Source organism: Micromonospora sp. CNZ309, from assembly GCF_002846525.1.
In genome coordinates this window covers 646997-673840 of the sequence record NZ_PJNG01000001.1, presented here as the reverse complement: position 1 = coordinate 673840, position 26844 = coordinate 646997, and the positions used below count along the sequence as shown (strand labels likewise).

Genomic DNA, 26844 nt, shown 5'->3' with positions numbered 1-26844 from the left:
ATCTCCTGACATGCCGGCCCACAGGGGGCCTCGGGGTGGCACGAAGTCCGGGTGCCCACGACCACGAACAGCGGAGAACGTGGACGGTTGCGGGGCTCCCGGTCCTGATGAGGCCGCTCGGCCACGAGAGTCGGGCGTGCCGCGTGCACCGACCGGACGGTCTCAGGGCTGGACCGGCCAGGTAGCGGGCTGGCTTGTGGCCAGCGCCGCGTCGGCGGGGTGCACACCATCAGTCGGTGGCTGACGGGCAGTCACCGACTTGGTCATGATCGGCAAAGCATAGTCAGTCCTCATTGCCCGGGGATGGGCCGGTCAGCCGAACACGGGCGGCCCTTTTCGCGACCGGAATCGCCAGTTCTCCGAGCGGGCCCGTCGACTCGGGCTGACCGAAAAGACGCTTTTCGAAAAGGGCTGCGGGACCATTCACCGCCGAACCCGGACAATCGCACACCGACCCTCTCGGAGGGCACCTATTAGCAACTATAGAAAAGATATAGCCGCATGTGCTTTCACTGGAAGGTTAGCGCATCCGAGCGGGATCGTGACCGGCAATTCGGATGGACCACCGCGCTGAGCAGGGCACTTCGGCGATCGGGCCGCGACGAGGCGGCATCGGGGCCGAATCGGGTCGCCGCCGGCGGCGCATCGCGGCGGTCCTCGGCGGGGGATCTCCGGCTGACGCGCTAGGGGTCGACGTGCGCATCTCTAGGGGTGTACGTCACTCCACGGTGCTTCGTAGGGTCGGGCCCCATCGGTTCGTCGTTCCCTTTTCAGTGCACCGGATCGGGGACGAATGTGGGTGCGCGACGCCCGGACGGACGGGAGGTGCCGGTGACCGGATCGGGCACCGGTCTGCTCCTTCCGATCAATGACGCGGCCGCGGCCCGGGATCCGGACGGTGACCCCGTCCCTGCTCGCGCGGCGGTTCCCGCACCCCGGCCACCCGACCGGACCGCACGCCCCGCGAACCGCTCCTGCCGCGCCGACCGGAGTCCGCCCGGCGGTACGGCACCTCGGCTGACCGGCCGTTGCGGCCCCGTGCCTTCCGGTCGCCACCTTTCGATCGGAGGTTGAGCTGATGTCTGTCGGGTTCGATGGTGCCCGGAGCGTGGCCGGTGCGGTTGACGCCGGGACCCTGGACCTGGTGGGGGACCTGCGCCGGCCGACGGTGTGGCCCGCCCGGGCGGCCTCGGTGCACCGGGTGCTCCCCTCCTGGCTGCCGGACGCCGGACCGGCCGCCGACGTCGTGCTCGCCGGGCTCGTGGCGGTCCTGGCGCGCTGGACGGCCCAGGAGGAGATCGTGCTGGGCCTGTCGTCGGGTGACGGCGGTTCGGTGCTGCGGGTGGACGTGGCGGGTGACCCCGGTTTCGCCGAGTTGACGGCGCGGGTGGGTGCGGCGCTGGCCGAGCCGGTCGTGGTGGGTGCCGGTGTGGTGGGTCCGGTGGTGGTGGGTGTGGTGGACGTCCCGGTGGCGGTCGTGGGGCCGGGTGTGGTGGGTGTGGATCTGGTGGTGTCGGTGGCGTCGGACGCCTCGGCGGTGCGGGTGGATTACGCGGTGGAGGGTTTCTCGGGGCAGTGGGTGCGGGGTCTGGTGGATCAGGTGGTGGTGTTGGTGTCGGCGGGGTTGGCGGCGCCGGGGCTGGGTGTGTCGGGGTTGCCGTTGGTGGGTGATGCGGAGCGGGAGCGGTTGTTGGCGTGGGGTCGGGGTCCGGTGCGTGAGGTGCCGGGTGAGCCGATCCATGAGTTGGTGTTGGCGTGGGCGCGGCGTTCGCCGGAGGCGGTGGCGGGGGTCTTCGGTGGGCAGGTGTTGACGTACGGGGAGTTGGATCGCCGGTCGGGGGTGGTGGCCGGGTATCTGCGCGGCTCGGGTGTCGGTGTGGGTGATGTGGTGTCGTTGGCGTTGGATCGCAGCCTGTGGACGTTGGTGGCGACGTTGGGTGTGCTGCGGGCGGGGGCGGCGTACACGCCGATGGACGTGTCGTGGCCCGTGGAGCGGATGCGGATGCTGCTGGCCGACCACGGCGCGCGGGTGGTGTTGACCGTCGGCGAGGTCGCCCCACGCATCCCCCGCCCCGACGGCGTACGGGTGGTCGCGCTCGACGACGACTGGCCCGCCGTGCAGGCGGCCGACGCGGTCGACCTGCCGCAGGTGCCGGCCGACGCGCCCGCGTTCGTGATCTACACCTCGGGCTCCACCGGCACCCCCAAGGGCGTCGTACTGACCCACGACAGGCTCACCAACTTCCTGACATGGATGCGCGACGAGTGCGCCATCGACCCGGACAGCCGCATGCTGCATTCGGCGGCCCCGGTCTTCGACGCCGCGTTCGGGGAGGTCTTCGCGGCGCTCACCGGTGGCGGTCGCGTCGTCGTCTGCTCCCGCGACGACCTGCTCGACGCGCGCCGGCTCACCGACCTCGTCAACACCCACGACGTCACGCACACGTTCGGGCCGGCCACGAACATCGCCCCGCTCGACCCGGCCGCCTGCCCGGGCCTGCGCTGCATCATCTTCGGCGGCGAGGCCGTCCCGCCGCAGTTGGCCCAGCGCTGGCTGGCGGCCGGTACACGGGTGGTGAACGCGTACGGGCCGGCGGAGATCGCCGTGGCGTGCACGTGGTTCGACGCGTCGGCCGGCTGGGGCGGCGCGTACGTGCCCATCGGCTGGCCCATGCCCAACCGCCAGATCCGCGTCGTCGACACCAACCTCGGCCTCGTCCCCATGGGCGTGCCCGGAGAGATCCTCATCACCGGCTTCGGCGTCGCCGACGGCTACCTCAACCGCCCCGAACTCACCGCGCAGCGCTTCGTCACCGACCCGTACGGCGGCGGACCCGCCTACCGCAGCGGCGACCTCGGACGGTGGAACGCCTCCGGCGCGCTGGAGATCCTCGGCCGCATGGACCACCAGGTGAAGGTCAACGGCATCCGCATCGAACTCGGCGAGATCGAAGCCGTGCTCGAACAGCACACGGACGTCGGCGCCGCCGTCGTCGTGCGCCGCGAGGACAACGGCACCGCCCGACTCGTCGCCTACGTCACCGGACGCAACGGCCGTACCCCCGCCGTCGGCGACCTGCGCGCGCACGCCGCAGCCCTGCTGCCCGCCTACATGGTCCCCGCCGCCACCGTGGTCCTCGACCGCTTCCCCGTCGGCGGCACCGGCAAGATCGACCGAAACGCGCTGCCCGCACCCGACACCCAGCGCCCCGACCTCGGTGTCGAGTACGTCGAGCCGACGACGAACTCCGAACGCCTCGTGGTGGGGGTGTTCGCGACCGTCCTCGGCATCGACCGGGTCGGTACGCGGGACAGCTTCTTCGATCTGGGCGGCACGTCGTTGCAGTCGGCGGCGGTGGCCACGCGCCTCGACGAGGCCGCGGACGTCGTCGTGCCCGTCTCGCAGATCCACCGCACCCCCACGCCACAGGGGCTCGCCCGGTGGCTGACCACCGCGCCCCGCCGGGTGGACACCGGCGCGAGCGCCGGGCAGGCCCGTCCGCGTCCCGGTCCGGTTCCGCTCGCGCAGCAGGTGGCGAAGTGTCTGATGTCGCCGCTGGAGGTCGTCGTCCCGGTCACCTGGTGGATCGAGGGCGAGTTGGACCTGCGGGCGCTCATGGCCGCGCTCGGCGACGTGCACCGCCGGCACGAGGCGCTGCACGCCCGCTACCGCCGCACGGATCCGCCGGTGGCGCTCGTGCCGCCGAACCCCGGCATGCCGCAGCTGCGGCTGCTCACCGACGCCGCCACCGAGCAGGAGGCCCTGGACCAGCTCGCCGACGCCGTGCAACAACCCCTCGACTACACCCAGGGCCGCAACTGGCGCGCCGCCCTCATCCGCGACAAGTCGACCGGACGCGTCCTGTTCGGCGTGGGCATCCACCACATCGCCTTCGACGGCTGGTCGTACGCGCTGCTGGTGCGGGACCTGAGTCACGCCTACACGGCGCGGTTGTCGGGGACGACCCCCGAGTGGGCGCGGCCCGCGCCGACGCTGCGCCAGTCGTACGACGAGTACACCCGACTGCGCGACGCCGCCGACCTCGAAACCCAGCGGGCCTACTGGCGCGAGCAGTTGCGCGGCCTGCCCCGACAGGGCAAGGGCCCGGCCACCGCCCCGCTGGAGCAGGCGCTGGCCTGGGGTCCGAAGGCCGGGCACACCGTCACCGTCACACCCGAGGTCATGCAGCGCTGGGACCGGGCCGCCCGGGAACAGCGGTTCAGCCGCTCCAGCTACTTCGTCGCGGCATTCGCCTCGGCGCTGCGCGCGATCCATCAGCAGGACGACATCGGCCTGCTGATGGTGGTGGCGAAGCGGGGCAGCCGCGTGCTCGACTCCGCCTTCACCACCCGACTCAACCTCAACTGCGTCCGGGTGCGCTTCGACGGGCCGGAGGACGACAAGCTCGTCCTGCGGGTCAACGAGACGATCACCGACCTCATGCGGGCCCAGGACGTCCCCTTCGCGGAGACCGCCGACGACCCCGCCGCCGGGCTCTCGGGCGAGGTCGTCGCCAGCCTGCCCACGTTCGTGTTCCAGGACAACGTGGTCGTGCCGCTGGAGCTGCCCGGCTGCCGGGCCGAGGAGGTCGTCGACCCGTACGCCCGGGAGGTGCCCAACGGGCTCACGGTCGAGGTGCTGCCCCGCCTCGACCACGCCCTGCTGCGTGTCACCATCCGCACCGACTACCTGCCGTACAGCTTCGCCGAGGAGCTGAACGGACACATGCTGCGCTTCCTCGAAGCCGGGCCCGCGGTTTCCCTCGCCGCTGGCTGAGCGTCCGTCCTATCGAACTGCTCTCCCATGCCGACGGCGCGCAAGGCCGCGTCTTCGGCAGTCCTGCTTCTACTGTCCCGGGGTACCCGAGCGGGTGCTGCCGGCCCTGATCGGAGGTTGGCTCATGTCTGTCGGGTTCGTTGGTGGTCAGGCACAGGCCACGGGTCTCGCCGGGCCCGGTACCGATTTCGAGGCCCTCGACCTGATGGGCGACCTGCGTCGGCCGCTGGGGTGGCCGGCCCGGGCGGCGTCGCAGGTGCGGACCTTGCAGCTGCCCGTCCCGGCCGGCGCGGAGCCGGCCGGGACGGTGGTGCTGGCGGGACTCGTCGGGGTGCTGGCCCGGTACACCGGTCAGGGGGAGGTGGTGCTGGGCCGGTCCTCCGGTGGATCGGTGGTCCGGGTACGTGTGGCGGACGATCCGGCGTTCGGTGAGCTGGTGAGCCGGGTGGGTGCGGCGTGGGCCGCGCCGGTGGTGACCGCCGGTGTGCCGGGTCCCGTGGCGGTGGGCCTGGTCGACGGCCCAGTGGCCGAGGTGGGTCCGGAGGTGGTGGACGTCGACCTGGTGGTGACCGTCGCCTCGGACGGCTCCGGGCTGCGGGTCGATTACGCGGCGGAGGGATTCTCCACCGACTGGGCACGGGGCCTGCTGGACCAGACCGGGACGCTGCTGGCGGCCGGGTTGCGGGAACCCGACGTCCCGCTGTCCGGGTTGCCGTTGTTGGGCACGGCCGAGCGGGACCGGCTGCTCGCATGGGGCCGGGGGCCGAGCTGCCCGGTGCCGGGCGAGCCCCTGCACGAACTGGTGCTGGAGTGGGCACGCCGGACGCCGGACGCGGTCGCGGGCGTCGCCGACGGCGAGGTCGTCACGTACGGGGAACTGGCCCGCCGTTCGGAACTACTGGCCCGTTACCTGCGCGCGGTCGGGGTCGGGGTCGGGGACGTGGTGTCGCTGGCGTTGGACCGCAGCATGTGGACCCTCGTCGCCACCCTGGCGGTGCTGCGGGCGGGAGCGGCCTACACGCCGATGGACGTGTCGTGGCCGGCGGAGCGGATGAAGATGCTCCTGGCCGACCACGGCGCCCAGGTCGTGCTCACCGTGAGCGAGGTCGCCCACCGCCTCCCCCGCCCCGACGGCGTGCGGGTGGTCGCCATGGACCAGGACTGGCCCGCTGTGGAGGCGGTCGAAGCGATCGACCTGCCGGTGGTGGACGCCTCCCAACCGGCGTTCGTGATCTACACGTCCGGATCGACCGGGACGCCGAAGGGCGTCGTGCTGTCCCACGACAAGCTGACGAACTTCGTCACCTGGATGCGCGACGAGTGCGCGGTCGGCCCGGACAGCCGGATGCTGCACTGCTGCGCCCCGGTCTTCGACGTGGCCCTGGGCGAGATCTACACCGCGCTGACCTCCGGCGCCCGCGTCGTGGTCTGCTCGCGTGACGACCTGCTCGACGCCCGCCGGCTGACCGAGCTGATCGCCAAGGAGCAGACCACCCACGCGTTCTGCCCACCCACCAACCTCGCCGCCGTCGACCCGGCCGACTGCCCGAGCATGTCCTGCGTGACCCTCGCCGGGGAACCCATCCCGCCACGCATGGCCCAACGGTGGATGGCCGCCGGCACCCGCCTGATCAACGCCTACGGCCCCGCCGAGGCATCCGTCGCCTGCACGTGGTTCGACGCCAAGGCCGGCTGGGGTGGCGCGTACGTGCCGATCGGCTGGCCCATGCCCAACCGCCAGATCCGCGTCGTCGACGCCGCACTCGACCTCGTCCCCATGGGAGTCCCCGGCGAAATCCTCATCACTGGCGCCGGGGTCGCCGACAGCTACCTCAACCGCCCCGAACTGAGCGCGCAACGGTTCGTCACCGACCCGTACGGCGGCGGGGTCGCCTACCGCACCGGCGACCTGGGCCGGTGGAACGCCTCCGGGGCGCTGGAGATCCTCGCCCGGATGGACCACCAGGTCAAGGTCAACGGCATCCGCATCGAACTCGGCGAGATCGAGGCCGTCCTCGAACAGCACCCGGGCGTCGGCACGGCCGTGGTCGTCCGCCGCGAGGACCGGGGCGTCGCCCGGCTGGTCGGTTACGTGACCGGGCACAATGGCCGGGCCCCGACCGTGAGCGAGCTGCGGGAGCACGCCGCTACGGTGCTGCCCTCGTACATGGTCCCCGCAGTGATCATGGTGCTCGACCGGTTCCCCGTCGGCGGCACGGGGAAGATCGACCGGCGGGCCCTTCCGGAGCCGGGCTCGCAGCGCCCGGACCTCGGCGTGGCCTACGTCGAAGCCTCGACCGCCGAGGAACGGCTGGTCACAGGCGTGTTCGCCACCGTACTCGACATCGATCCCATCGGCACCGAGGACAGCTTCTTCGCCCTCGGCGGCACCTCCCTGCAATCCGCCGCCGTCGCCGCCGCCATCGACGAGGCCGCCGACGTCGTCGTACCCGTCTCGCAGATCCACCGCACACCCACCCCACGCGAACTGGCCCGCTGGCTCGCCACCGCACCCCGCCGGCCCAGAGCCGAACCGGAACCACCCGTCACCGGACGCCCCGCCCCGACCGGGCCCGTCCCGCTGACCCCGTCGGTCGCCAAGTGTCTCGTGCTCCCGTTCGAGCTGGTCTGTCCGACCACCTGGTGGATCGAGGGCGAGTTGGACCTGCGCGCGCTGATGGCGGCGCTCGGCGACGTGCACCGGCGGCACGAGGCGTTGTACGCCCGCTACCGGCGGGTGGACCCGCCCGTGGCGATCATCCCGCCGAACCCGGGGATGCCCCAGCTCCGGCTGCTCACCGACGCCGCGGGCGAACAGGAGGCACTCGACCAGCTCGCCGAGGCGGTGCAGCAGCCGCTCGACTACACCCAGGGCCGCAACTGGCGGGCCGCCCTGATCCGGGAGAAGTCCACGAACCGGGTCCTGTTCGGCATCGGCATCCACCACATCGCCTTCGACGGCTGGTCACACGCCCTCCTCGTTCGCGACCTCAGCCATGCCTACACCGCCCGGCTGTCCGGCACGGCCCCGGTGTGGGCGCGACCCGCGCCCACCCTCCGCCAGTCGTACGACGAGTACACCCGGCTCCGCGAGGCCGCGGACCTCGACGCTCAGCGGGCCTACTGGCGCGAACAGTTGCGCGGGCTCGCCCGCCAGGGCGCGAGCCGACCCCGGGAACTCCTGGAGGAGACCCCGATCTGGGGCCCCAGGACCGGGCACATCGTCACTGTCTCTGCCGACGTGTTGGACCGCTGGGACCAGGCCGGCCGCGAACAGCGGTTCAGCCGCTCCACCTACTTCGCCGCCGCCTATGCCTCCGCGCTGCGCACCATCCACCAGCAGGACGACATCGCCCTGCTGATGATCGTCGCGCAGCGCGGCAGCCGGATCCTCGACTCCGCCTTCACCAGCAGGATCGGTTCCAACTGTCTCCGGGTCCGGTTCGACAGGACCGAGAAGAATCTCGTTCGGGCCCTCCAGCAGACCGTGGACCGGCTGATGGCAGCCCAGGACGTCACCTTCCTGGAGATGACCACCGACCCGGTCCTCGGGATGTCCCGCGAGGTGATCAACAGCCTGCCCTCCTTTGCCTACCAGGACAACCTCGTCCTCCCGCTCGAGCTGCCCGGCTGCCGAACCGAGGAGGTCGTCGACCCGTACGCCCGGGAGTGGTCTGGTGGCTGTGTCGCCGAGGTCCTGCCCGGTAACGGGGGCGCCCTGCTTCGCGTCACCATCCGCACCGATCTGGTCCCGACCCCGGTCGCCGAGATGTTGGCCACCAACATGCTGCGCTTCCTGGAGGCCGGGCCGGAGGCCGCCGAGCAGGCGGACTGAGCGGCCCTCGCCAGACGCCGCCTCGGCCCGCCACCGTCACGCCGACGGTGGCGGGCCGGTCGCGGAGCGAGAGGACGCCGGGCGGCCGGGCGGGGGGGGGGCTACCTACGTCGCCGCAGACCTCGCCCATTGGTGGCTGGCGCCTGCCAGTGGCTCTCACGCGCCGCCCTACGTCTGTCAACGGGGGCGGCCGGCCCGAGCGGCGAGGTCCGTGGCGGCCCGGCATCCAGCGACCAGGGTCGGTCAGTGGACGAGGGCCGCCGGGCAGTGCGCGAGCAGGTCCGTCGGGGCGTGCAGGACCAGGTCGGGTCCGGCGGCGAGCAGCGCGGCGACGTCCCCGCCGTGCCACGTGGTGGCCACGGCGGTCGCCCCGGCGCCCCGGCCGCTGAGCAGGTCGATGACCGCGTCGCCCACCATCATCGCCTGCGCCGGCGGCACGTCGAGGTGGCCGAGGGCCTGGAGCACGATGTCGGGGGCCGGCTTCGGGCGGGCCACCTCGTCGGAGCCGATCACCTGGTCGAACAGGCCCAGCACGCCGAGCGTGTCCAGCAGGGAGCGGGCCCGGGGACCGCTCTTGCCGGTGGCGATCGCCATCCGGATCCCCCGCGAGTGCAGCGCCTCCAGGGTCTCCCGTACGCCGGGGAAGAGCGGCACCAGGTGGGCCATCCGGTAGCTCTCCCGGACGAACGGCTCCTCCATCTCCAGCGGCAGCCCCATCAGGCGCATGATGTCCGGGAAGTACCGGCCCATGTGCCGGTTGTACTCCTCGAACGGTGCCGGCCCGTCGCCCACCACCTCGGCGTACGCGATGCTGAACGCCTCCCGCATGACGGCCGAACTGTCGACGATGACGCCGTCGAGGTCGAACACGACCGCGCGGATCGGGCCGCGGGCCGGCGACGGCTCGGTCATCTCGACGGTGGACGATGGATGGCTCATGGCTGCTCCCGGAAGCGAGTGGGGCCGACGGTGGTTCTCACCGGTCGCGATGGCCCGCCAGCGCGTGCTGCCGCTGCGGCCGGATGGGCCGGGCGGACTGGTAGATCCGTTCGATGATGTCGATGGTGCGGTGGGCCTCGGCGACGGCTGCGCCGCGGGACGCCGGGTCGGCGAGCAGCGCGGGCAGCTCGTCGAGCTGGCGGTCGTACTCGGCGCCGATCGGCTCCTCGGGCAGCGGCAGCCGTACGGTCTCGCCGTCGCGGGTGCGGGTCAGCACCGGCGTCGGCTCCCGGTTGGGGCTGAACCCGAACGTGCAGCGCAGCGTCGCCGACCCGGCGGCACCGTGCACGGTGACCGTGGTGCGGTCCAGCGACTCGTGCGAGGCCCAGCAGGCGTGCAGGGCGACCGACGCCCCCTCGGCGGTGAGCAGGAAGCCGCGCGCGGTGTCCTCGACGTCGCCACGGTCACGGCCACCGTCGCCGGCGTCGCTGCGCCAAGCGGCGTGCGCGGCGCTGTCGTTGACGAAGTCGTCGGAGACGCTGCCGATGGCGTGGGTGACCCGGGTCGCACCGAGCAGCGGCAGCACCGTGTCGAGCAGGTGCCAGCCGAGGTCCACCAGCGCTCCCCCGCCGGACAGGTCGCGGCGGGTAAACCAGCCGCCCGCGTCGGGCACCCCCCGGGCGCGTACCCACGCCACGTCGACGTGCCGGATCGGGCCCAGCTCGCCGGCCACGCCGGCCAGTGCCCGGATGTCGGCCCGGTAGCGGGCGGCGCTGCCGGCGAGCAGCACCGCGCCGCCCTCGCGCTCGGCCTCGGCCAGCAGGGTCGCCTCGGCGGAGGTCAGGCAGACCGGCTTCTCCAGGAACACCGGCACGCCCCGGCGCAGCAGCCGGGCGGCGACGGTGGCGTGCAGGTGGTTCGGCACCGCCACCACCACCAGGTCGGCCGCCCCGGCCGGCAGGTCGTCGACGTCGGCGTACGCGGACGCGACGTGGTGGGTGTCGCGCGCCCGGTCGCGTACGCCCGGCTCCGGGTCGACCACGGCGGTCACCTCGAAACCCGGATGCGCGGCGAGCCGGGGCAGCCAGATCTCCCGTCCGGCCCACCCGAGGCCGGCCACCGCGACCCGCACCGGTCGGTCCGACGCGGCGGCCGGCGGCAGGGCGGTCATCCGGCGAGGACGTCGGCGAGCACGGCGGTGATGTCGTGCATCTGCTGCTCCGTGCCGAGCAGGGTGCGGTGGTGCAGCCAGATGCAGTCGGAGTGGATCTGCTCGACGTTGGGGCAGCGGGCCGCGATCGCCTCGACCGACTCGTCGGGGGCGCCGGCCTTCCAGAAGCCCTCGCACCGGTAGATCGCGCGGAACGCCACGAAGGCCGGGACGCCCCGGGCGATGAGCGCGTCCACCACGGCGCGGCGGCGCTCCATGGTGATGCCGGGAACGCGGAACATCGCCATGTAGTGCGGGTTGCGGTCGGTACGCGGGTCCGTGGTCTGCGGGACGACGCCGGGGATCTCGGCGAGCAGGCGCGACAGCAGCGGCCAGCGCTGCTCGCGTACCGCGATCTGCTCGTCCAGCCGGGACAGCTGCGCGCGCAGCACGGCGGCGGTGAACTCGCCCATCCGGTAGTTCGAGCCGGTGGTGCCGTGCAGGTAGTCCCGGTCGGTGCGGGGCCGGCCGCAGCTGTGCACGAGGAACGCCCGCTCGCGCAGCTCCTCGTCGGGGAAGAGCACCGCCCCGCCCTCGCCGGCGGTCATCAGCTTGCCGTTCTGGAAGCTGAACGCGGCCACCGAGCCGAGCGCGCCGGACCGCTTGCCCTGCCACTGCGCGCCGTGGGCGTGCGCCGCGTCCTGGAGTACCGCCACCCCCGCGTCGGCGGCGAGCTTGTCCAGCGCGTCCATGTCGGCGAACTGCCCGGCCATGTGCACCGGCATGATGACCTTGGTGCGGGGCGTGATCGCGGCCTCGACGGCGGCCGGGTCGATGCAGTAGGTGCCCAGGTCGACGTCGACCGGCACGGCGACCGCGCCGAGGCGCTGGGCGGCCAGCGACGACGAGATGAACGTGAAGGCCGGGACGATCACCTCGGTGCCCGGTCCGACGCCCAGCACCTCCAGCGCGACCTCCAGGGCGTGGGTGCCGTTGGTGACGGCGAGCGCGTGGGGCGTGCCGTGGTAGTCGCCGAACTCCCGCTCGAAGGAGTCAACCTCGCTGCCGCCCATCCGCCACCACTGGCCCTGTTCGAGGGCGCGGATCAGGCCGGTCCGCTCCTCGTCGCCGAACTGCGGCCACTCGGGGAACTCCGACACCGTCGAGGGCTGACCACTCATGACTTCCCACTTCCCAACTCGGGCAGACCAGGGGCTTCGCCGGACCATCGGCCCGGGACGACCCGGGACCGCCGGTACGCGGTCCGGGCACACCGGGGCGCCGGGTGGCCGGTACGAGGTAGGTGACGCTGCCGTTGGAGCCGGCGTCGTCGCTTCAGCAGGGAGGACGGTAACCGACCCGGCAGCACGGTCACCGCCCCTAACAGCCCCTAGCCACCCCTTAGTCCGCCCGTGCCACGGCCGCCGCCGGTTCGCCCGGCGCCGCGGGCGTAGTAAGACTGCGTGGACCAGTCATCGGGCCTTGTCGGGACAGGGCCGCGCCCCGCGAGGTGAAGTGTGTCGGACGTGCTGCTGCTGAACGGCCCGAACCTGGGCATCCTCGGCCGACGGGAGCCGGAGATCTACGGCACCGACACGCTGGACGACATCGAACGCGCCGTCGGCGAGGAGATCGCGGGGCGGGGCTGGCGGGTGGTGGCCGAGCAGCACGACTGCGAGGGCGCCCTGATCCGCGCGATCCAGAACAGCTACGACACCGTCGGCGCCATCGTCAACCCGGGCGCCCTGATGATCGCGGGCTGGAGCCTGCGTGACGCACTGGCGAACTACCCGCGCCCCTTCGTCGAGGTGCACCTGTCCAACGTCTGGGCCCGGGAGAGCTTCCGGCACGATTCGGTGATCGCCCCGCTGGCCAGCGGCGTCATCGTCGGGCTCGGGTCGCTGGGCTACCGGCTGGCCGCCCGCGCCCTCGTCGCGACCGTCCGGTGACGACCGCGGGCCCCGCCGTCCGGTCCCGGCTGCGCCGCCACGGCAGCGGTACGGTCGTCCGCACGTCCCGACTCTTCCCGAAGGACCTCACGTGCACATTCCCATCCTCGTCCTGACCCTCATCCTCGCCGCGGTGTTCGTGGGCACCGCCGTGCCGAAGCTCACCGGGCAGGCACAGATGCGCGAGCGGATGGAGCACCTCGGCGTCTCGCCGGGGCTGACCCGCCTGCTCGGGGTGCTGGAACTCGCCGCGGTCGCCGGCCTGCTGCTCGGCCTGCTCTGGCCGCCGCTGGGCATCGCGGCGGCGATCGGTCTCGCCCTGCAGATGGTGGGCGCGGTCGTCTACCACGCCCGCGCGAAGGACCCGGCCGCGATGACCCTGACGCCGGTGATCTTCGCGGTGGCGGCCGTCGCGCTCGTGGTCCTGCACGTGCTCCAGGGCTGAGGCCCGGACGTGACCGGTCCACGACGGACTCCCGGTGTGCTGGGTGTCGACGTCGGCGGCACCAAGGTGGCGCTGCGCGCGGAGGCGGCCGGGCGGCCGGCGTACGAGCGCAGCTTCCGCTGGCCGCCCGGCGCCGACCTCGCCGGGGACCTGGCCGCGCTGGCTGCCGAGGTGGACCGGCTGCGCGACGCGTGGGGGCCGGTGGGCGCGGTCGGCGTGGCGATGCCGGCGACCACGGACCCGGCGGGCACCGTCACCACCTGGCCCGGGCGGCCCGGCTGGGCGGGGCTCGACCTCGCCGGCGCGCTGCGCCGCCTCTTCCCGGACGCGGCGACCGCCATGGCCGACGACGGTGACCTCGCCGCGCTGGCCGAGGCCCGGCGCGCCGGCGCGGACGACGTGGTCTACCTGGGCGTCGGCACCGGCATCGGCGGCGGCGTGGTGCTGGCCGGGCGGTCGGTGCCCGGCCGGTCCTCCGCCGAGATAGGCCACATGGTCGTCGCCGTCGACGGCGAACGCTGCGACTGCGGTCGGCGCGGCTGCCTCCAGTCGATCGCGTCCGGCCCCGCCACCCTGCGCCGGGCCGGCGCCGGCCGGGGCGCCGAGGTCAACTTCGAGGACCTGCGGGCGGCACTCGACGAGCGCCGGCCCTGGGCGGTGGAAGCGGTCGACGCGAGCTGCCGGGCGCTGGCGGCGGCGGTGGCGAGCCTCGGCGAACTGCTGGACCCGGCGCTGGCGATCGTCGGTGGCGGGTTCGCCGCCGGCCTGCCCGGCTTCGTGCCGCTCGTCGCCGAGCGGGCCCGCGCCGCCGGCCGTCCCGGGCGGCCGGCGCCGCCGGTGCGCGCCGCCGCCCTCGGCGCGTCGTCGTCCCTGCACGGCGCGCTGGAGCTGGCCCGTGACCTGGCCGGCCTGCCGGCGCCCGTGCGTCCCGTCCCCACCCCGTAGAGGAGATCAGCCATGGTCAGGATCGGTGTCATCGTCGGCAGCACGCGGCCGGGCCGCAAGGCCGACGCCGTCGCCCGCTGGGTGACCGACGTCGCCGCCAAGCGGAGCGACGCCACGGTCGAGCTGGTCGACATCGCCGACTACGACCTGCCGCACTTCGACGAGGTGCTGCCGCCGTCGATGGCGCCGTCGAGGCGCCCCGCCGTACGCCGTTGGGCGACGACCGTCGCCGGCTTCGACGGCTTCGTCTTCGTCACCCCGGAGTACAACCACTCCATCCCGGGCGCGCTGAAGGACGCCGTCGACTTCCTGTTCAAGGAGTGGCAGCACGCCGCCGCCGGCCTGGTCAGCTACGGCGTGCACGGCGGCACCCGGGCGGCGGAGCACCTGCGGCTGGTCCTCGGGCAGCTCGGGGTGGCCGACGTCCGCTCACAGGTCGCGCTCTCCCTGACGACCGACTTCGTCAACTTCCGCGACTTCCGGCCGGCCGCGCATCAGGAGCAGGCCCTCGGCACCGTGCTCGACGAGGTGGTCGCCTGGGCCGGCGCACTGCGTACGCTCCGCCGGGGCTGACGCGCCCGCCCGCGCTCCGGTCAACCGCCGGGCCGAGACGCCGGGCCGGGCCGACGGGCCTACGGCGTGTCTCAGAAGTGGTGGGCCTGATCACACTCCTGGTGGCGTTCTGGCTGCCGGGAGACGTGGCAGGCGCGTGACCCTGGTGACCCGTTGTCGCCGCAACGCTGATACCTGTGCGGCATGAAAATACCTGTGTGGTATCAGGAAGAGCGGAGCGTACCGCCGGTCGTCGGGGTACGGCGCAGCCAGTCACGGTGATGAAACGGCCCTGTGGCGCAGGTGCGGTCGGGGTGAGGGTTCCTTCACAGCGGGATGGTTGTCCACAGGGGCGTGGGGCGGGCGGTCAGAGTGGGCACGGCGCACGGGTCGGTGCTCCCGGTGCGGAAGCCGGTCCTGCTGGACGGGTTCCCTTGCGCGCCTGCGGCACCCGCCGGTGCGGCGGCGCGCGCAAAGACGCCGAGTCTGGACGCCGGGCCGGCCTCAGCCGGACCAGCCTCAGCCGGACGGCCTCAGCCGGACCAGCCTCAGCCGGACGGCCTCAGCCGGGCCAGCCTCAGCCGGCCCGCTCGGCGCGGCGCAGCAGCGCGGCGGCGACGCAGCCGCCCGCGAAGACGGCCACGGCGCCGACCGTCTGACCGGTCTCCAGGGCGGAGCGGAACGCGTCGGAGACGAGCGCACGCTCCGACTCGCTGCGCGCGGCGGCCAGCGCCGCGGGGAACGATCCGGCGCCGGCCACGGCGGCCGGCAGCAGGGCGGCGAACCGGGCGTTGAGGATCGCGCCCAGCACGGCGACGCCGAGGCTGCTGCCGACCTCCGTCATGGTGCCGTCGACGCCCGCGCCGGCCCCGGCCTTCTCCGGCGGGATCGCGCTCATCACGGCCTCCACGATGGCGGGGTTGGCCACGGCGCAGCCGGCGCCCATCACCAGCAGGCCCGCCAGCAGCACCGGGTAGCCGTCCGTCGGGGCGTGGGTGATCAGGGCGAGACCGCCGGCGAGCAGCGTCATGCCGAGGGCGATCGACCACGCCAGCCCGAGCCGGCGGATCACCAGCGCCGCGACCCCGCCCACGTTGAGCAGGACGATGGAGAGCGCGAACGGCATCATCCGCAGCCCGGCCTCCCAGGCCGGGTAGCCGCGCACGAACTGCAGGTGCTGGGTCAGCAGGAACAGCGCGCCGGTGGCGCCGAACGTGATCAGGACGACCCCGGAGACCGCCCCCACGAAGCGGGGGTTGCGGAAGAAGTGCATGTCCAGCATGGGGTCGGCGACCCGCCGCTCCCAGGTCACGAAGGCGGCGAGCAGGAGCACCCCGGCGACGGCCGCGCCCAGCACCGGTGCGGCGGCCCAGCCCCGCTCCGGCCCGGCGATGATGGCGTAGACGACGGCGGTCAGGCCGGCCGTGGAGAGCAGCACCCCGCCCACGTCGAGGCGGCCACGAGCCGGCTGGCGCGACTCCGGCACGAGCGCCCACGCCGCCACCAGGCAGACCAGCACGATCGGGACGTTGACCAGGAAGATCGCCCCCCACGGCAGGTGGGCGAGCACGAGCCCGCCGAAGGGCGGCCCGGCCGCGAACCCCAGGGCGCTCGCCGCCGCCCAGAGGCCGATCGCGCGGGTCCGCTCGGCGTCGTCGAAGACCTGCATCGCCACCGCGAGGGTGGCGGTGACCAGCAGTGCGCCGCCGATCCCCATGCCGGCGCGGGCGGCGATCAACTGGCCGCTGGACCCGGCGAACCCGGCGGCCAGCGAGCCGAGCCCGAACAGCACGAGCCCGGCCAGCAGCATCCGGCGGCGGCCGTACCGGTCTGCGGCGCTGCCCGCGGTGAGCAGCAGGCCGCACTGGACCAGCGCGTACGCGTTGATCATCCACTGCACGTCGGCGGTGCTGGCGGCCAGCTCGGTGGTGAGCACGGGGATCGCCACGGTCAGCACCGTGTTGTCGAGCACCACGGTGACCTGGGCGAGGCAGAGCACGGCGAGGATCAGCCACCGGCCGCGTACCCGGCCGTCGGCGCCGCCGACCGGTGGTTCCGCGGCCGGGGCGAGCGTCGTGGTCGTCATCGGGCCGACGGGGCGAAGCGGGCGATGGGGTTGGTCAGGGTGCCGACGAGTTGCAGCGCGGCCGACGGGTCGGCCAGGTCGACCATCTGCTGGTTGTTGCGCAGCTGGAGCCGGTTCAGGCAGGACAGCGCGAACTCCGGGGCGAACAGGTCGTAGCGCCGCAGCCGCTCGGCGAGGTGCGGGACGCTGTCGGCGTAGTCGGTCGCGCACTCGGCGACCGTGCGCCAGAAGGTCTCCTCGTCGAGGACGTCCTCGGTGACGAGGATGGCGCTGAGGTAGCGCAGGAAGCAGTCGAAGACGTCGGTGAAGATGGACAGCAGCTTCATGTCCTCCGGCACGTCGGCCCGGACCCGTCGGACCTGCGTCGGCAGGTCGGCGTCGGGGTTCATCACCACGATCTCCTCGGCGATGTCCTTGAAGATCGCCCGCTCGACCGTCGCGCCGTCGAGGACGAGGATGACGTTCTCGCCGTGCGGCATGAAGGCCAGGTCGTGGGCGTAGAAGCTGTGCAGCAGCGGGGTGAGGTAGGCGTCGAGGTAGCGGCGCAGCCACGCCTGCGGCGTCAGCCCCGACCGGGCGATGAGCGCGGCGGCGAACGAGCGGCCGTCGCGGTCGGTGTGCAGCAGCGACGCCATGGTGGCCAGCCGCCGGCCCGGCTCCAGCGCGGGCACCGGGCTCTCCCGCCACAGGGCGGCGAGCATCTTGCGGTACGGGGAGTACCGGTCGGTGGCCGCCTCGTACTCCAGGTGCCGGTAGCCGACGGCGGCCCGCTCCCGGATGATCGTCAGCCCGGTGCCCTTGAGCACCTCGTCGCCGTCGATCAGCTCGGCGAGCCAGTCGTTGATGGCCGGGGTGGCCTCCATGTACGCGGCCGACAGCCCCCGCATGAAGCCCATGTTCAGCACGGACAGCGCGGTCTTGACGTAGTGCCGGGTCGGGTCGGTGACGTTGAAGAAGGTGCGGATGGACTGCTGTGCCAGGTATTCGTCGGGGCCGGGGCCGAGGCAGACCAGCCGCCGCTGCGCCACCTCGGCGGCGAAGGTCACCGAGATCCTGTTCCACCACTGCCACGGGTGCACCGGGACGAGCAGGTAGTCGACCGGATCGAGGCCGAGCCCGGTCAGGGTGTCGGCGAACCGGGCGAGGGTGTCGTCACCGAGTTCCGCGCGGATCAGCGTGTCGTAGTCGAGGTCGGCGGCGCAGGTGAAGGTCGTCCGGTCGCGGTGCGCGGCCACCCAGATCAGCCGCACCGGGTTGCCGGCCTCCGGGGCGTACGCCCGGTATTCGTCGACGCCGAAGCCGATGCGGCCGTTGTTGGCGACGAAGCCGGGGTGGCCCTCGGTCATCTCGGTCTCGATGGTCTGGAAGTCCGCGTCGGCGAGCTCGGCGGCGCTGACGGCCGGCTTGTCGAGCTTGTACGCGGTGCTGGCCAGGGTGGAGCTGATCTCCTCCAGGTAGACGGGGAGGATCTGGTCGGTGAGGCCGAGCGCGGCCCGCAGGTCGAGGCAGAACTCCAGGGCGTCCAGCGGCAGCTCGGTGTCGCCACGGTGGCGGGTGATGCTGTCGGCGTCGATGCGCCAGTGGTCGAGGGCCAGCAGGCTCGCGGTGAACCGGTAGACGACCTCGCCGTCGTCGCCGCGCACCTGGTACCGGCGCGCGCCCGCCGCCGCGCCGGCGGGGACGGGCTCAGGCGCGAGGAGCCGCTCGTGGGCGAACTCGGCCAGCGCCTTGCGGACCAGCAGCCGGTTGGCGTGGGCCCAGTTCGCGGGCGTCAGGTGGGCCACGGATGCGAGCGGGTTCACGCGGGCACGTCTCCTCGGGTTGCGGCGTGGAACTGGTCACGGGTGCAGACGCTGAGCAGCGCGTCCTTCTCGGGCTTGCGGATCGGGCCGACGACGGTGAAGCCGACGGCCGCGTTGAGCGCGTGCACCGCCGTGTTGCGCACGTCGGGCTCCACGACGACCCGGCGGGTGGTCGGGTCGGTGAAGAGCCACGCCATCACCGTCGTGATCACCGCCAGGGTGAAGCCGTGCACCGGGGCGTCGGCGGGGGCGCAGAGGAAGTGCATGCCGACGTCGCCGTCGGCCGCGTCGTACAGGCCGACGAGTTCGACGTGGGCGGGGTCGTACCGCTCGGCGAGGAACGCCGGCCGGCCCTCGTGCAGGCCGAGGAACGCGTCGTGGTGCGGGTGCGCGGCGATGCGCCGGTACTCCTCGGCGACCCGGGCCACGTCGGCGTCCTGCATGAGCCAGAACGCCGCCTTCGGGTGGGTCACCCAGCGGTGCAGCAGCGGCGCGTCGGCGTCCGTATCGAGGGTGCGCAGGGCGAACTCGCCGAGCCGCTCGTCGACCCGGCGGTGGACCACCTCGGTCACGACGCGGCCCCGGCCGGCACGCCGAACTCCTGGAAGGCGATGCCCTTCTCGATCGGGTAGTGCTCGCGGCCCAGCAGCTCCCGGATGATCCAGGAGTTGCGGTAGGGGCCCATGCCCAGGTCGGGCGAGGTGACGCTGTGCGCGTGGGTGCCGGCGTTCTGCAGGAAGATGCCGCGTCCGGTGTGGTCGATGCTGTAGTTGCGGGCCACGTCGAAGCGCCCGTGGGCGTCCCAGCGGATGCGCTCGCGCACCGGCTCCAGGAACTGCGGTACGCGGTAGTGGTAGCCGGTGGCCAGCACCAGGCCCTCGGTGGCCAGCGTGACGTCGCGCTCCTGCTCGACGTTGCGCAGGTCGAGGGTGTACGTCCCGCCGGACTCGTCGTACGCGGCGGCGGTCAGCTCGGTGTTGGTCAGCAGCCGGGTGCGGACGGGGCCGGCGATGCTCTTGGCGTAGAGCAGGTCGTAGATCTCGTTGATGAGGTCGGCGTTGATGCCCTTGAACAACCCCTTCTGCTCGGACTCCAGCCGGTAGCGGGTGGGCTCCGGCAGGGCGTGGAAGTAGTCCACGTAGTCCGGCGAGGTCATCTCGAGGGTGAGCTTGGTGTATTCGAGGGGGAAGAACCGGGGCGAGCGGGTCACCCAGTTGAGCTGGTAGCCGCACGTGTCGATGTCGGCGAGCAGGTCGTGGTAGATCTCGGCCGCGCTCTGCCCGCTGCCGATCACGGTGATGCTCCGCTTCGCGCGCAGCGCCGCCCGGTGCTCCAGGTACCGCGAGTTGTGGATCATGTCGCCGCCGAGGTCCGCGCAGGCGTCCGGCACGTACGGCGGGGTGCCGGTGCCGAGCACCAGGTGCCGGGCCCGGTAGGTGACCGACTCCCCCGTGGCCGCCACCGTGGCCGTGACGGTGTAGTGCTCGTCGGCCGGGTCGTAGCCGACGGCCGTGACCTCCTGCCCGAACCGGATGCTGTCCAGCTTGCCGGCGGCCCAGCGGCAGTAGTCGTCGTACTCGCTGCGCAGCGGGAAGAAGCTCTCCCGGATGTAGAACGGGTAGAGCCGCCCGGACTCCTTGAGGTAGTTCAGGAAGGAGTACGGCGAGGTGGGGTCGGCGAACGTGACGAGGTCGGCGATGAACGGCGTCTGGAGCCGGGTCGACTCCAGCAGCATCCCGGGATGCCAGCTGAAGCTGTCCCGCGCCTCCAGGAAGATGCCGTCGAGCTCGTCGATCGGCTCGGTCAGGCAGGCCAGGCCCAGGTTGTACGGGCCCAGCCCGACGGCGATGAAGTCGTGCGTCGACATGCGGTTCTCCAGAGCGGGGGGCGGATCGTCAGCCGACGGGGCAGGACAGCTCGGCGGTGGCCCTGGTCCGGGCGTACCAGCCGGCGTGTTCGGCGATGAGGTCGAGGACGTGGGCGATGTCGTCCAGCGTGGTCTCGGGGTTGAGCAGGGTGAACTTGAGGTAGTGCGCGCCGTCGACCTTGGTGCCGGCGACGAGGCCGGCGCCGGAGGCGGCCAGCGCCTCGCGGGCGTACAGGTTGGCGTCGTCGACGACCTCCCGGCCGGCGGCGGCCGGCAGGTAGCGGAAGACCACGGTGCTCAACTGCGAGCGGGTGACCACCTCGAAGCGGGGGTCCTCGGTGAGCAGTTGCCACGCGGCGGCCGCGCGGTCGATCACCTCGTCGAAGAGCGCGCCGATCGCGTCCGGCCCCATGATCCGCAGGGTCAGCCAGAGCTTGAGGGCGTCGAAGCGGCGGGTGGTCTGGATGCTCTTGTCGACCTGGTTGGGGATGCGCTGCTCGACCATCCGCGCGGGGTTGAGGTAGTCGGCGTGCCAGGTGGCGTGCCGCAGCACGCGCCGGTCGCGTACCAGCAGCGCGCTGGAGCTGACCGGCTGGAAGAACGACTTGTGGTAGTCGACGGTGACCGAGTCGGCCCGCTCGATGCCGTCGAGCAGGTGCCGCCGGGTCGGCGACACCAGCAGCCCGCAGCCGTACGCGGCGTCGACGTGCAGCCAGACGCCGGCGGCGGCGCAGATGTCGGCGATCTGCGGCAGCGGGTCGATGGTGCCGAAGTCGGTGGTGCCGCCGGTGGCGACGACGGCCATCACCACCAGCCCCTCCTCCCGGCACCGGGCGATCTCCCGGGCCAGGTCGGCGGTGCGCATCCGCCGGTCGGCGTCGGTGGGCACGGTGATCACGGCGTCGGCGCCGAGGCCGAGCAGCTTGGCGGCCTTCTGCACGCTGAAGTGGCCGGCCGCCGAGGTGAGGATGCGCAGTCGGGACAGCAGCTCCGGACGGGACTGCCGCTCGGTCGCCCGGCCGACCAGGCTGGCGCAGGTCTCCTCCCGGGCCAGCAGCATCGCCTGGAGGTTGGACTGGGTGCCGCCGCTGGTGAAGATGCCGTCGGCGGCGGGTCCCAGGCCGATCCGGTCGGCGGTCCAGTCGATGAGCCGGCGCTCGATCAGGGTGCCGCCGGCGCTCTGGTCCCAGGTGTCCAGCGAGGAGTTGACGGCGCTGAGCACCGCCTCGCCGAGCAGCGCGGGGATCACCACCGGGCAGTTGAGGTGCGCCAGGTAGCGGGGGTGGTGGAAGTAGACGGCGTCGCGCAGGTAGACGTCGTGCAGTTCGTCGAGCGCGGCCCCGCTGTCGCCCAGCGGCCGGTCCAGGTCGATGCCGGCGATCCGCGGCGCCAGCTCGTCCGGCGTCGCACCCGTGAAGGGTCGGTCCACCTCGCTCACCCGGGCCGCCACCCGGCTGATCCCCTCGGCCAGCACCCGCCGGTATTCCTCGACCGAGCCGGCGGTGAACAGGTGGGCGCGGGCGCCGTCGGACCCGGGGGTCACCCCGGTCGAAGGCACCTGGACGGTGGATCCGGGCAGGCTCATGCGGGTCCTCAAACGGTCGGGAATGGACGTGGGCGAAATGGCGGGACGTCACCGCCCGCCCGCAGTCGGTGATCGAGCGAGCTTAGGTTACCCTAACCTAAGGATGTGTCAACATCGCCGTCCACATTGAGCTGCATCACTCAGCCCGGCACCTTCGCGAGCTCCCGCTCGCCCGGCGCCGCACCGGATCGATGCCGGAAGCGCCGCTGGTGTCCGAGGCCCAGCGCGACGCCGAGCGCCACCAGGACGACGGCAGCCACGGCGACCACCGGGTAGCCGAACACCTCGGCCGCCGCCAGCGCCACGGAGGCCGCCACGAAGGAGCAGACCAGCCCGAACGACGACAGCACGGTGAAGTCCGTACCGCCCGTGCCGGGGCGGGAATAGTCCATGTTCACCGTGTAGAGCACGACGTTGGCGATCGTGTAGGCGGCCATGAAGCAGCAGAGCGCGGCAACCGTCCCGGCGAGCGGGGCCCGGCCGTTCATCAGCGGCAGCAGCATCGCCGTGGAGAGCGCGAGCGCCACTCCCCCGGCCACGAGGACGCGGCCGCGCCCGAACCGGCCGATCGCGGCCCCGGCGAGCAGACCGGCCACGATGGCCGGCAGGCTGGTCACCACGCCGGTAACCACGCCGATGCGCGCCAGGGACCAGTCCGCGTCCACCAGGGCGGGCGTCACGAGGGCGTACGTCGCGCCTGCGCCGATGTAGACCGGCGGCACCACGCCGAAGGTCCACCACCGGCAGCCCGGCTGGCCCAGCACCGACAGCAGCGCCCGGTACGCCGCGCCGGCGCTGGCGACGCGGTCGGTGCGCTCCGGCTCCCGGAACCGCCACACCACCAGCAGCCCGACGGCGGTCAGGGCGGCGAGCAGCAGGATCGCGGGCACCCAGCCGAACCGGTCGTAGACGACCACGCAGGCGCCGCCGCCGAGCAGGTTGCCGACGTAGCTCGCGGCGACCTGGATGCCGTTGCCGGTCCCCCGCGAGCGCTCGGAGAGCAGCCGGACGGCGACGGCGTCGACGGCGATGTCCTGCGTGGCGGAGAGGAACACGTACGCGACGCAGATCGCCACGACCGGGCCGAGCTGCCCGGCCGGTCGGTCGAACGGCAGCAGGGCCAGCAGGGCCAGCACCATGCCGCCCTGGAGCACCACCAGCCAGGACCGGTAGTGGCCGCGGTGGCGGGAACCGTACCGGTCGATCAGGGGCGCCCAGAGGAACTTGATCGGCCAGACCAGGCCGACGAACTGCAACAGCGCCAGCGTGTCGAGGGAGGTGCCGCCGTCACGCAGGATGGCGGTCAGCCCGACGGTGATGAAGCCGATGCCGAGGTACTGCGTGACGTAGAGCGCGGTCAGGGTGCCGAGCCGACCCCTCACCTGGCGCTCCAGTAGGCCAGCGAGGTGAGCTGGTGCTTGCCGACGCCGAGGTTGCGTCGTACGTGCTTGGCGATGCCGCGCGTACTGGCCGCCTCGCAGGCCACCCAGTAGTGGGCGTCCTCGGCGGCGGGCAGGGCCGCGCAGACGGTCTCGACCAGGTGCCGCCCGTCGTCGCGGCGCGGCACCCAGTTGACGTCGTGCGGGGCCGCGGCGCGCGGCGCCAACTCCTTCTCGCCCTCGTGGGCGTACTCCAGCCAGACCGTCGCCGGGACGTCGGGGGCTGCGGCGAGCAGGCTGTTCACCGCCGGGAGCGAGGCGGCGTCGCCGACCAGGTACAGGTGTCGCGGGGCGGGGTCCGGCAGGCTGAACCCGGTGCCCTGCACGGTGGCGTCGATGGTGTCACCGACCTGCGCGGCGGCGGCCCACCGGGCGGCGCACCCGTCGTGGATGGCGAACTCCAGGTCGAACCGGCCGGTCTCCGGGTCCGGGTCGACGATGGTGTACGCGCGCTGGTGGGGCTTGCCGTCGTTGTCGAACCACAGCCGTACCCACATGGTGGGGTGCACACCGCACGCCTCCAGCAGCCCGCCGCCGTCCATGCGCAGTCGGCGGTAGTGCTCACCGACGGACTCCGTGCCGAGCACGGTCAGCCGGAAGTCGCGGCCGCCCATCGCCTTGAGCACCAGGGCTTCCCAGTTTCGCTTCACGCACCCCTCCAGGTAAGGTTCGCCTCAGTTAGGGGAGGGTAGCCTAAGTTGACATTCCTGTGGCAGGTGGGCCGAGCGCCCCTCCGCAAGGCGCGACGATGACCGGCATCCATCGCGACCGGTGGGGGATCCCCCACCTGCGCGCCGACGACGTCGACGGGCTCGCCCGGCTGCAGGGGCGGGTCGCCGCCCTCGACCGGGCCTGGCAGATCGAAGTGGAGCGGTGGCGCTCCGAGGGTCGGCTCGCCGAGCACGTCGGCCCCGCCGAGCTGGGCTGGGACCGCTTCGCCCGCCGGGCCCGTCTCGACGACACCGCCCGGCGCTGCTTCGAGCGGCTCGCCCCCGACACCCGGCGGTGGGTCACCGCCTACGTCGACGGGGTCAACGAGGGGCTGGCCGAGGGGGCCGCGGCGGCACCGGAGTTCGCGGCGGCCGGCTGCGCCCCGGGCCGGTGGCGGCCGTGGTCGCCGCTGGGGGTCTTCCTCGTCCAGCACGTGCTCTTCTCCACCTTCCCCAACAAGCTGTGGCACGCCCACGTCGCCGCCACCCTCGGCCCGGCGGCTGTCGACCTGTTCGCCGTCGAAGGGCCGGGCGGGTCTGGCAGCAACGCCTGGGCCCTGCCCGCCGACCCCGCCTCCGGGCGGGCGCCCGTCATCGCCGGCGACCCGCACCGCATCCTGGAACTGCCCGGCATCTACCAGCAGGTGCGCCTGGCCTGCCCCGAGTTCGACGTGTTCGGCTTCGCCTTCCCCGGGGTCCCCGGCCTGCCCCACTTCGGGCACACCGGCGAGGTCGCCTGGGCCGTCACCAACGCCATGGCCGACTACCAGGACCTCTACCGGGAACGGTTGCGCCACGACGGCGACGTGGTCCTGGTCCGCGAGGCGGACGGCTGGGCGCCGGCACGCCGGCACGTCGAGCGCGTCGAGGTCCGCGGCGGCGAGGCGGAGACCGTCGAGGTGATCGAGACACCGCGCGGGCCCGTCGTCGACCACGACCGGGGCACCGGCGAGGCGATCAGCCTGCGCGTGCCCAGCCGCGTCGAGCAGCGCCTCGGCTTCGACGCGCTGCTGCCGCTGCTGCGGGCCCGCAGCGCCGACGACGTGGCCGACGCGCTGCGCGACTGGGTCGAGCCGGTCAACAGCGTCCTCGTCGCCGACCGGCACGGGGCGGTCCGCCAGCTCGTCGCCGGGCTCGTCCCGCTGCGCGACGACCGGTGCCGCCGCGAGCCGGTGCCGGGCGACGACGCGCGCTACGGCTGGCACGGCGGCTACGCCGAGCCGCGCCGCACCGTCGTCGACGGGCCGGCCGTCTGCGCCAACGACCGCCGCCCCGACGTGGCGGACCTCGGCGCCGGCTTCGCCCCGCCGCACCGGGCCCGCCGCATCCGCGCCCTGCTCGCCGAGGGCGCCCGGGCGGAGGCCGTACACATGGACACCCGGCTGGAGGCCGCGACGCTGCGGGGCGTGCTGGACCGGGTCGACCCGGTCGCGCTCAGCGGGCCGGCGCGGCGTCTGCGCGAGCGGCTGACCGCGTGGGACGGGCAGATGCGCGCCGACAGCGCCGACGCCGGCGCCTGGGCCGCCTGGCGCGCGGCCCTGGCCCGCCGCCTGTACGACCACCCCTGCCTGCGCCCGCTGCGCGACGCCCCGAGCGCGTTCGACGGCCTCTTCGCGCCGTGGACCGATCCGCTGTCGCGCGTCGGCCACGCCCTGGACGGGGTGGCCACCGGGCTGCACCGCCTCGGCGGCGACGTCGGGCCGGTGGCGGCCGGGGCGCTCGAGGACGTCGCGGCGGGCGACCCGCCGGCGCCGTGGGGCCGGCGGCACGTGCTGCACCCCGTCCACCTCGGCGTGGCGGCGGCCGTCGACGAGGCGGTACGCGGCATGCGCGAGCGGGTCGCGCTGGGCGGCGACGCCGACTGCGTGCTGGCCACGTCGAGTGTGCCCGGCGTGTCCGACGCGTGCTGGCGGGGCCCGGTGGCCCGCTACGTGTGGGACCTCACCGACCCCGGGAACAGCCGCTGGGTGGTTCCCTTCGGCGCGTCCGGGCGACCCGGCGACCCGCACTTCGACGACCAACTGCCACTGTGGGCCGGCGGCGAGCTGGTTCCGGTGGTCACCGACTGGCGTGAACTCACCCGAGAAGCAGGAGACGCGACACCGTGACGTACCAGGAGAAGATTGCCGGCTTCGGCGAGCTGTCGCTCGTCGCGCTGGACCCGAAGGCCCACGCGGAGCTGGTGCACGCCTGGGTGACCGAGCCCCGGGCGGCGTTCTGGGGCATGGGTTCGCACACGGTCGACGAGGTGCGCGAGATCTACGAGTTCGTCGACAGCCTCGCCACCCACCACGCGTACCTGATCATGCTCGACGGCACGCCGGTCGGCCTGTTCCAGACGTACCAGCCGGAGGCGGATCCGGTCGGCGAGCGCTACCCCGTGCGGCCCGGCGACGTCGGGATGCACCTGCTGCTCGCCCCCGGCAGGCGCCCGCCCAAGGGCCTCACCACGGCCATCGGGCCGGCCCTGGCCCGCTTCCTGTTCGCCGATCCCACCCGGCTGCGGATCGTCGTCGAGCCCGACGTCCGCAACGAGCGCGCGCTGGAGCGGCTGCGGCGGGAGGGCTTCACCTTCGCCGACGAGATCGACATGCCCGACAAGCGGGCCCAGCTGGCGTTCCTGACCCGCGAGCGGTTCGAGTCGGACCACGCCGTACCCGCCTGAGGGTGTGGTGCGACCGGTGGATCGTCCACGACATCAGCTCGACAGGGTCCCGCGGGTGGATGCTCCGCCGGCCGGCGCCTCGCGCAGACGAGCACGCC

General features: G+C 73.3%; 18 protein-coding genes. 8 read left to right on the top strand and 10 right to left on the bottom strand.

The features are described 5' to 3' along the window. Positions 1–1078: 1078 nt before the first annotated feature. Both CLT72_RS03045 and CLT72_RS03040 read left to right on the top strand, forming a co-directional pair. Positions 1079–4777 (top strand): non-ribosomal peptide synthetase, encoded by a 3699-nt coding sequence (locus tag CLT72_RS03045; protein WP_101409413.1) that lies wholly within the window; start codon positions 1079–1081, stop codon positions 4775–4777. A 124-nt stretch (positions 4778–4901) separates the two neighbouring features. Next, a complete protein-coding gene (locus tag CLT72_RS03040; RefSeq protein WP_101409412.1) occupies positions 4902–8612 on the top strand; it encodes a non-ribosomal peptide synthetase in 3711 nt (1236 codons plus the stop codon). Between the two features lie 243 nt (positions 8613–8855). Here the strand turns inward: CLT72_RS03040 and CLT72_RS03035 are convergent, their stop codons facing one another. From CLT72_RS03035 to CLT72_RS03025, 3 genes are all read right to left on the bottom strand, one after another. Beyond that, positions 8856–9524 (bottom strand): HAD-IA family hydrolase, encoded by a 669-nt coding sequence (locus CLT72_RS03035; RefSeq protein ID WP_199184692.1) that lies wholly within the window; start codon positions 9522–9524, stop codon positions 8856–8858. 64 nt (positions 9525–9588) lie between these two features. Then, positions 9589–10722 (bottom strand): Gfo/Idh/MocA family protein, encoded by a 1134-nt coding sequence (locus CLT72_RS03030; protein WP_101409410.1) that lies wholly within the window; start codon positions 10720–10722, stop codon positions 9589–9591. Further along, positions 10719–11882: a DegT/DnrJ/EryC1/StrS family aminotransferase gene (locus CLT72_RS03025; RefSeq protein ID WP_101409409.1), complete on the bottom strand. Its 1164-nt coding sequence runs from the start codon at positions 11880–11882 to the stop codon at positions 10719–10721. Before CLT72_RS03025 ends, CLT72_RS03030 begins: the two co-directional genes overlap by 4 nt. A gap of 336 nt (positions 11883–12218) precedes the next feature. On the opposite strand from CLT72_RS03025, the gene CLT72_RS03020 reads away from it, so the two are divergent. The 4 genes from CLT72_RS03020 to CLT72_RS03005 all read left to right on the top strand — a co-directional run bounded on the left by CLT72_RS03020 (position 12219) and on the right by CLT72_RS03005 (position 14613). Beyond that, positions 12219–12650 carry a type II 3-dehydroquinate dehydratase gene (locus tag CLT72_RS03020; RefSeq protein ID WP_101409408.1) on the top strand — a complete coding sequence of 144 codons (432 nt, stop codon included), beginning with the start codon at positions 12219–12221 and terminating at the stop codon, positions 12648–12650. A 91-nt stretch (positions 12651–12741) separates the two neighbouring features. Further along, the gene (locus CLT72_RS03015) at positions 12742–13095 is read left to right on the top strand and encodes a DoxX family protein (protein WP_089000807.1); all 354 of its coding nucleotides are present in this window, start codon (positions 12742–12744) and stop codon (positions 13093–13095) included. Between the two features lie 9 nt (positions 13096–13104). Continuing rightward, the gene (locus CLT72_RS03010; protein ID WP_101409407.1) at positions 13105–14040 is read left to right on the top strand and encodes an ROK family protein; all 936 of its coding nucleotides are present in this window, start codon (positions 13105–13107) and stop codon (positions 14038–14040) included. Positions 14041–14052: 12 nt separating this feature from the next. Further along, positions 14053–14613 carry an NAD(P)H-dependent oxidoreductase gene (locus CLT72_RS03005; protein WP_101409406.1) on the top strand — a complete coding sequence of 187 codons (561 nt, stop codon included), beginning with the start codon at positions 14053–14055 and terminating at the stop codon, positions 14611–14613. A 556-nt stretch (positions 14614–15169) separates the two neighbouring features. Here CLT72_RS03005 and CLT72_RS03000 read toward each other — a convergent pair. From CLT72_RS03000 to CLT72_RS02970, 7 genes are all read right to left on the bottom strand, one after another. Continuing rightward, positions 15170–16678, bottom strand: coding sequence for an MFS transporter (locus CLT72_RS03000; protein ID WP_101409405.1), 1509 nt, complete (start codon positions 16676–16678; stop codon positions 15170–15172). After that, positions 16675–18480: an IucA/IucC family protein gene (locus tag CLT72_RS02995; protein ID WP_101409404.1), complete on the bottom strand. Its 1806-nt coding sequence runs from the start codon at positions 18478–18480 to the stop codon at positions 16675–16677. The genes CLT72_RS03000 and CLT72_RS02995 overlap by 4 nt, the downstream gene beginning before the upstream one ends. Continuing rightward, entirely contained in the window at positions 18477–19043 is a 567-nt protein-coding gene (locus CLT72_RS02990; protein WP_101414905.1) for a GNAT family N-acetyltransferase, read from the bottom strand. Before CLT72_RS02990 ends, CLT72_RS02995 begins: the two co-directional genes overlap by 4 nt. Positions 19044–19048: 5 nt before the next feature. Further along, positions 19049–20347, bottom strand: coding sequence for a lysine N(6)-hydroxylase/L-ornithine N(5)-oxygenase family protein (locus tag CLT72_RS02985; protein WP_101409403.1), 1299 nt, complete (start codon positions 20345–20347; stop codon positions 19049–19051). Positions 20348–20375: 28 nt separating this feature from the next. Beyond that, entirely contained in the window at positions 20376–21932 is a 1557-nt protein-coding gene (locus CLT72_RS02980) for a pyridoxal phosphate-dependent decarboxylase family protein (protein ID WP_101409402.1), read from the bottom strand. A 140-nt stretch (positions 21933–22072) separates the two neighbouring features. Next, complete coding sequence (locus tag CLT72_RS02975; protein ID WP_101409401.1) at positions 22073–23314, bottom strand: MFS transporter; 1242 nt, start codon at positions 23312–23314, stop codon at positions 22073–22075. Further along, positions 23311–24021 carry a siderophore-interacting protein gene (locus CLT72_RS02970; RefSeq protein WP_101409400.1) on the bottom strand — a complete coding sequence of 237 codons (711 nt, stop codon included), beginning with the start codon at positions 24019–24021 and terminating at the stop codon, positions 23311–23313. Before CLT72_RS02970 ends, CLT72_RS02975 begins: the two co-directional genes overlap by 4 nt. 98 nt (positions 24022–24119) lie before the next feature. Here CLT72_RS02970 and CLT72_RS02965 point away from each other — a divergent pair, with 98 nt between their 5' ends. Both CLT72_RS02965 and CLT72_RS02960 read left to right on the top strand, forming a co-directional pair. After that, entirely contained in the window at positions 24120–26189 is a 2070-nt protein-coding gene (locus CLT72_RS02965; protein ID WP_101409399.1) for a penicillin acylase family protein, read from the top strand. Further along, on the top strand, positions 26186–26746 hold the full coding sequence (locus tag CLT72_RS02960) for a GNAT family N-acetyltransferase (RefSeq protein ID WP_101409398.1): 561 nt from the start codon (positions 26186–26188) through the stop codon (positions 26744–26746). Before CLT72_RS02965 ends, CLT72_RS02960 begins: the two co-directional genes overlap by 4 nt. Positions 26747–26844: the final 98 nt, after the last annotated feature.

Excerpts from the sequence above, each read along its gene's own strand:
- CLT72_RS03040 (WP_101409412.1), top strand. The coding sequence starts at position 4,902 with ATGTCTGTCGGGTTCGTTGGTGGTCAGGCACAGGCCACGGGTCTCGCC.
- CLT72_RS02980 (WP_101409402.1), bottom strand. The coding sequence starts at position 21,932 with ATGAGCCTGCCCGGATCCACCGTCCAGGTGCCTTCGACCGGGGTGACC.
- CLT72_RS03045 (WP_101409413.1), top strand. The coding sequence starts at position 1,079 with ATGTCTGTCGGGTTCGATGGTGCCCGGAGCGTGGCCGGTGCGGTTGAC.
- CLT72_RS02965 (WP_101409399.1), top strand. The coding sequence starts at position 24,120 with ATGACCGGCATCCATCGCGACCGGTGGGGGATCCCCCACCTGCGCGCC.
- CLT72_RS03025 (WP_101409409.1), bottom strand. The coding sequence starts at position 11,882 with ATGAGTGGTCAGCCCTCGACGGTGTCGGAGTTCCCCGAGTGGCCGCAG.
- CLT72_RS03030 (WP_101409410.1), bottom strand. The coding sequence starts at position 10,722 with ATGACCGCCCTGCCGCCGGCCGCCGCGTCGGACCGACCGGTGCGGGTC.
- CLT72_RS03000 (WP_101409405.1), bottom strand. The coding sequence starts at position 16,678 with ATGACGACCACGACGCTCGCCCCGGCCGCGGAACCACCGGTCGGCGGC.
- CLT72_RS03035 (WP_199184692.1), bottom strand. The coding sequence starts at position 9,524 with ATGACCGAGCCGTCGCCGGCCCGCGGCCCGATCCGCGCGGTCGTGTTC.
- CLT72_RS03005 (WP_101409406.1), top strand. The coding sequence starts at position 14,053 with ATGGTCAGGATCGGTGTCATCGTCGGCAGCACGCGGCCGGGCCGCAAG.
- CLT72_RS02985 (WP_101409403.1), bottom strand. The coding sequence starts at position 20,347 with ATGTCGACGCACGACTTCATCGCCGTCGGGCTGGGCCCGTACAACCTG.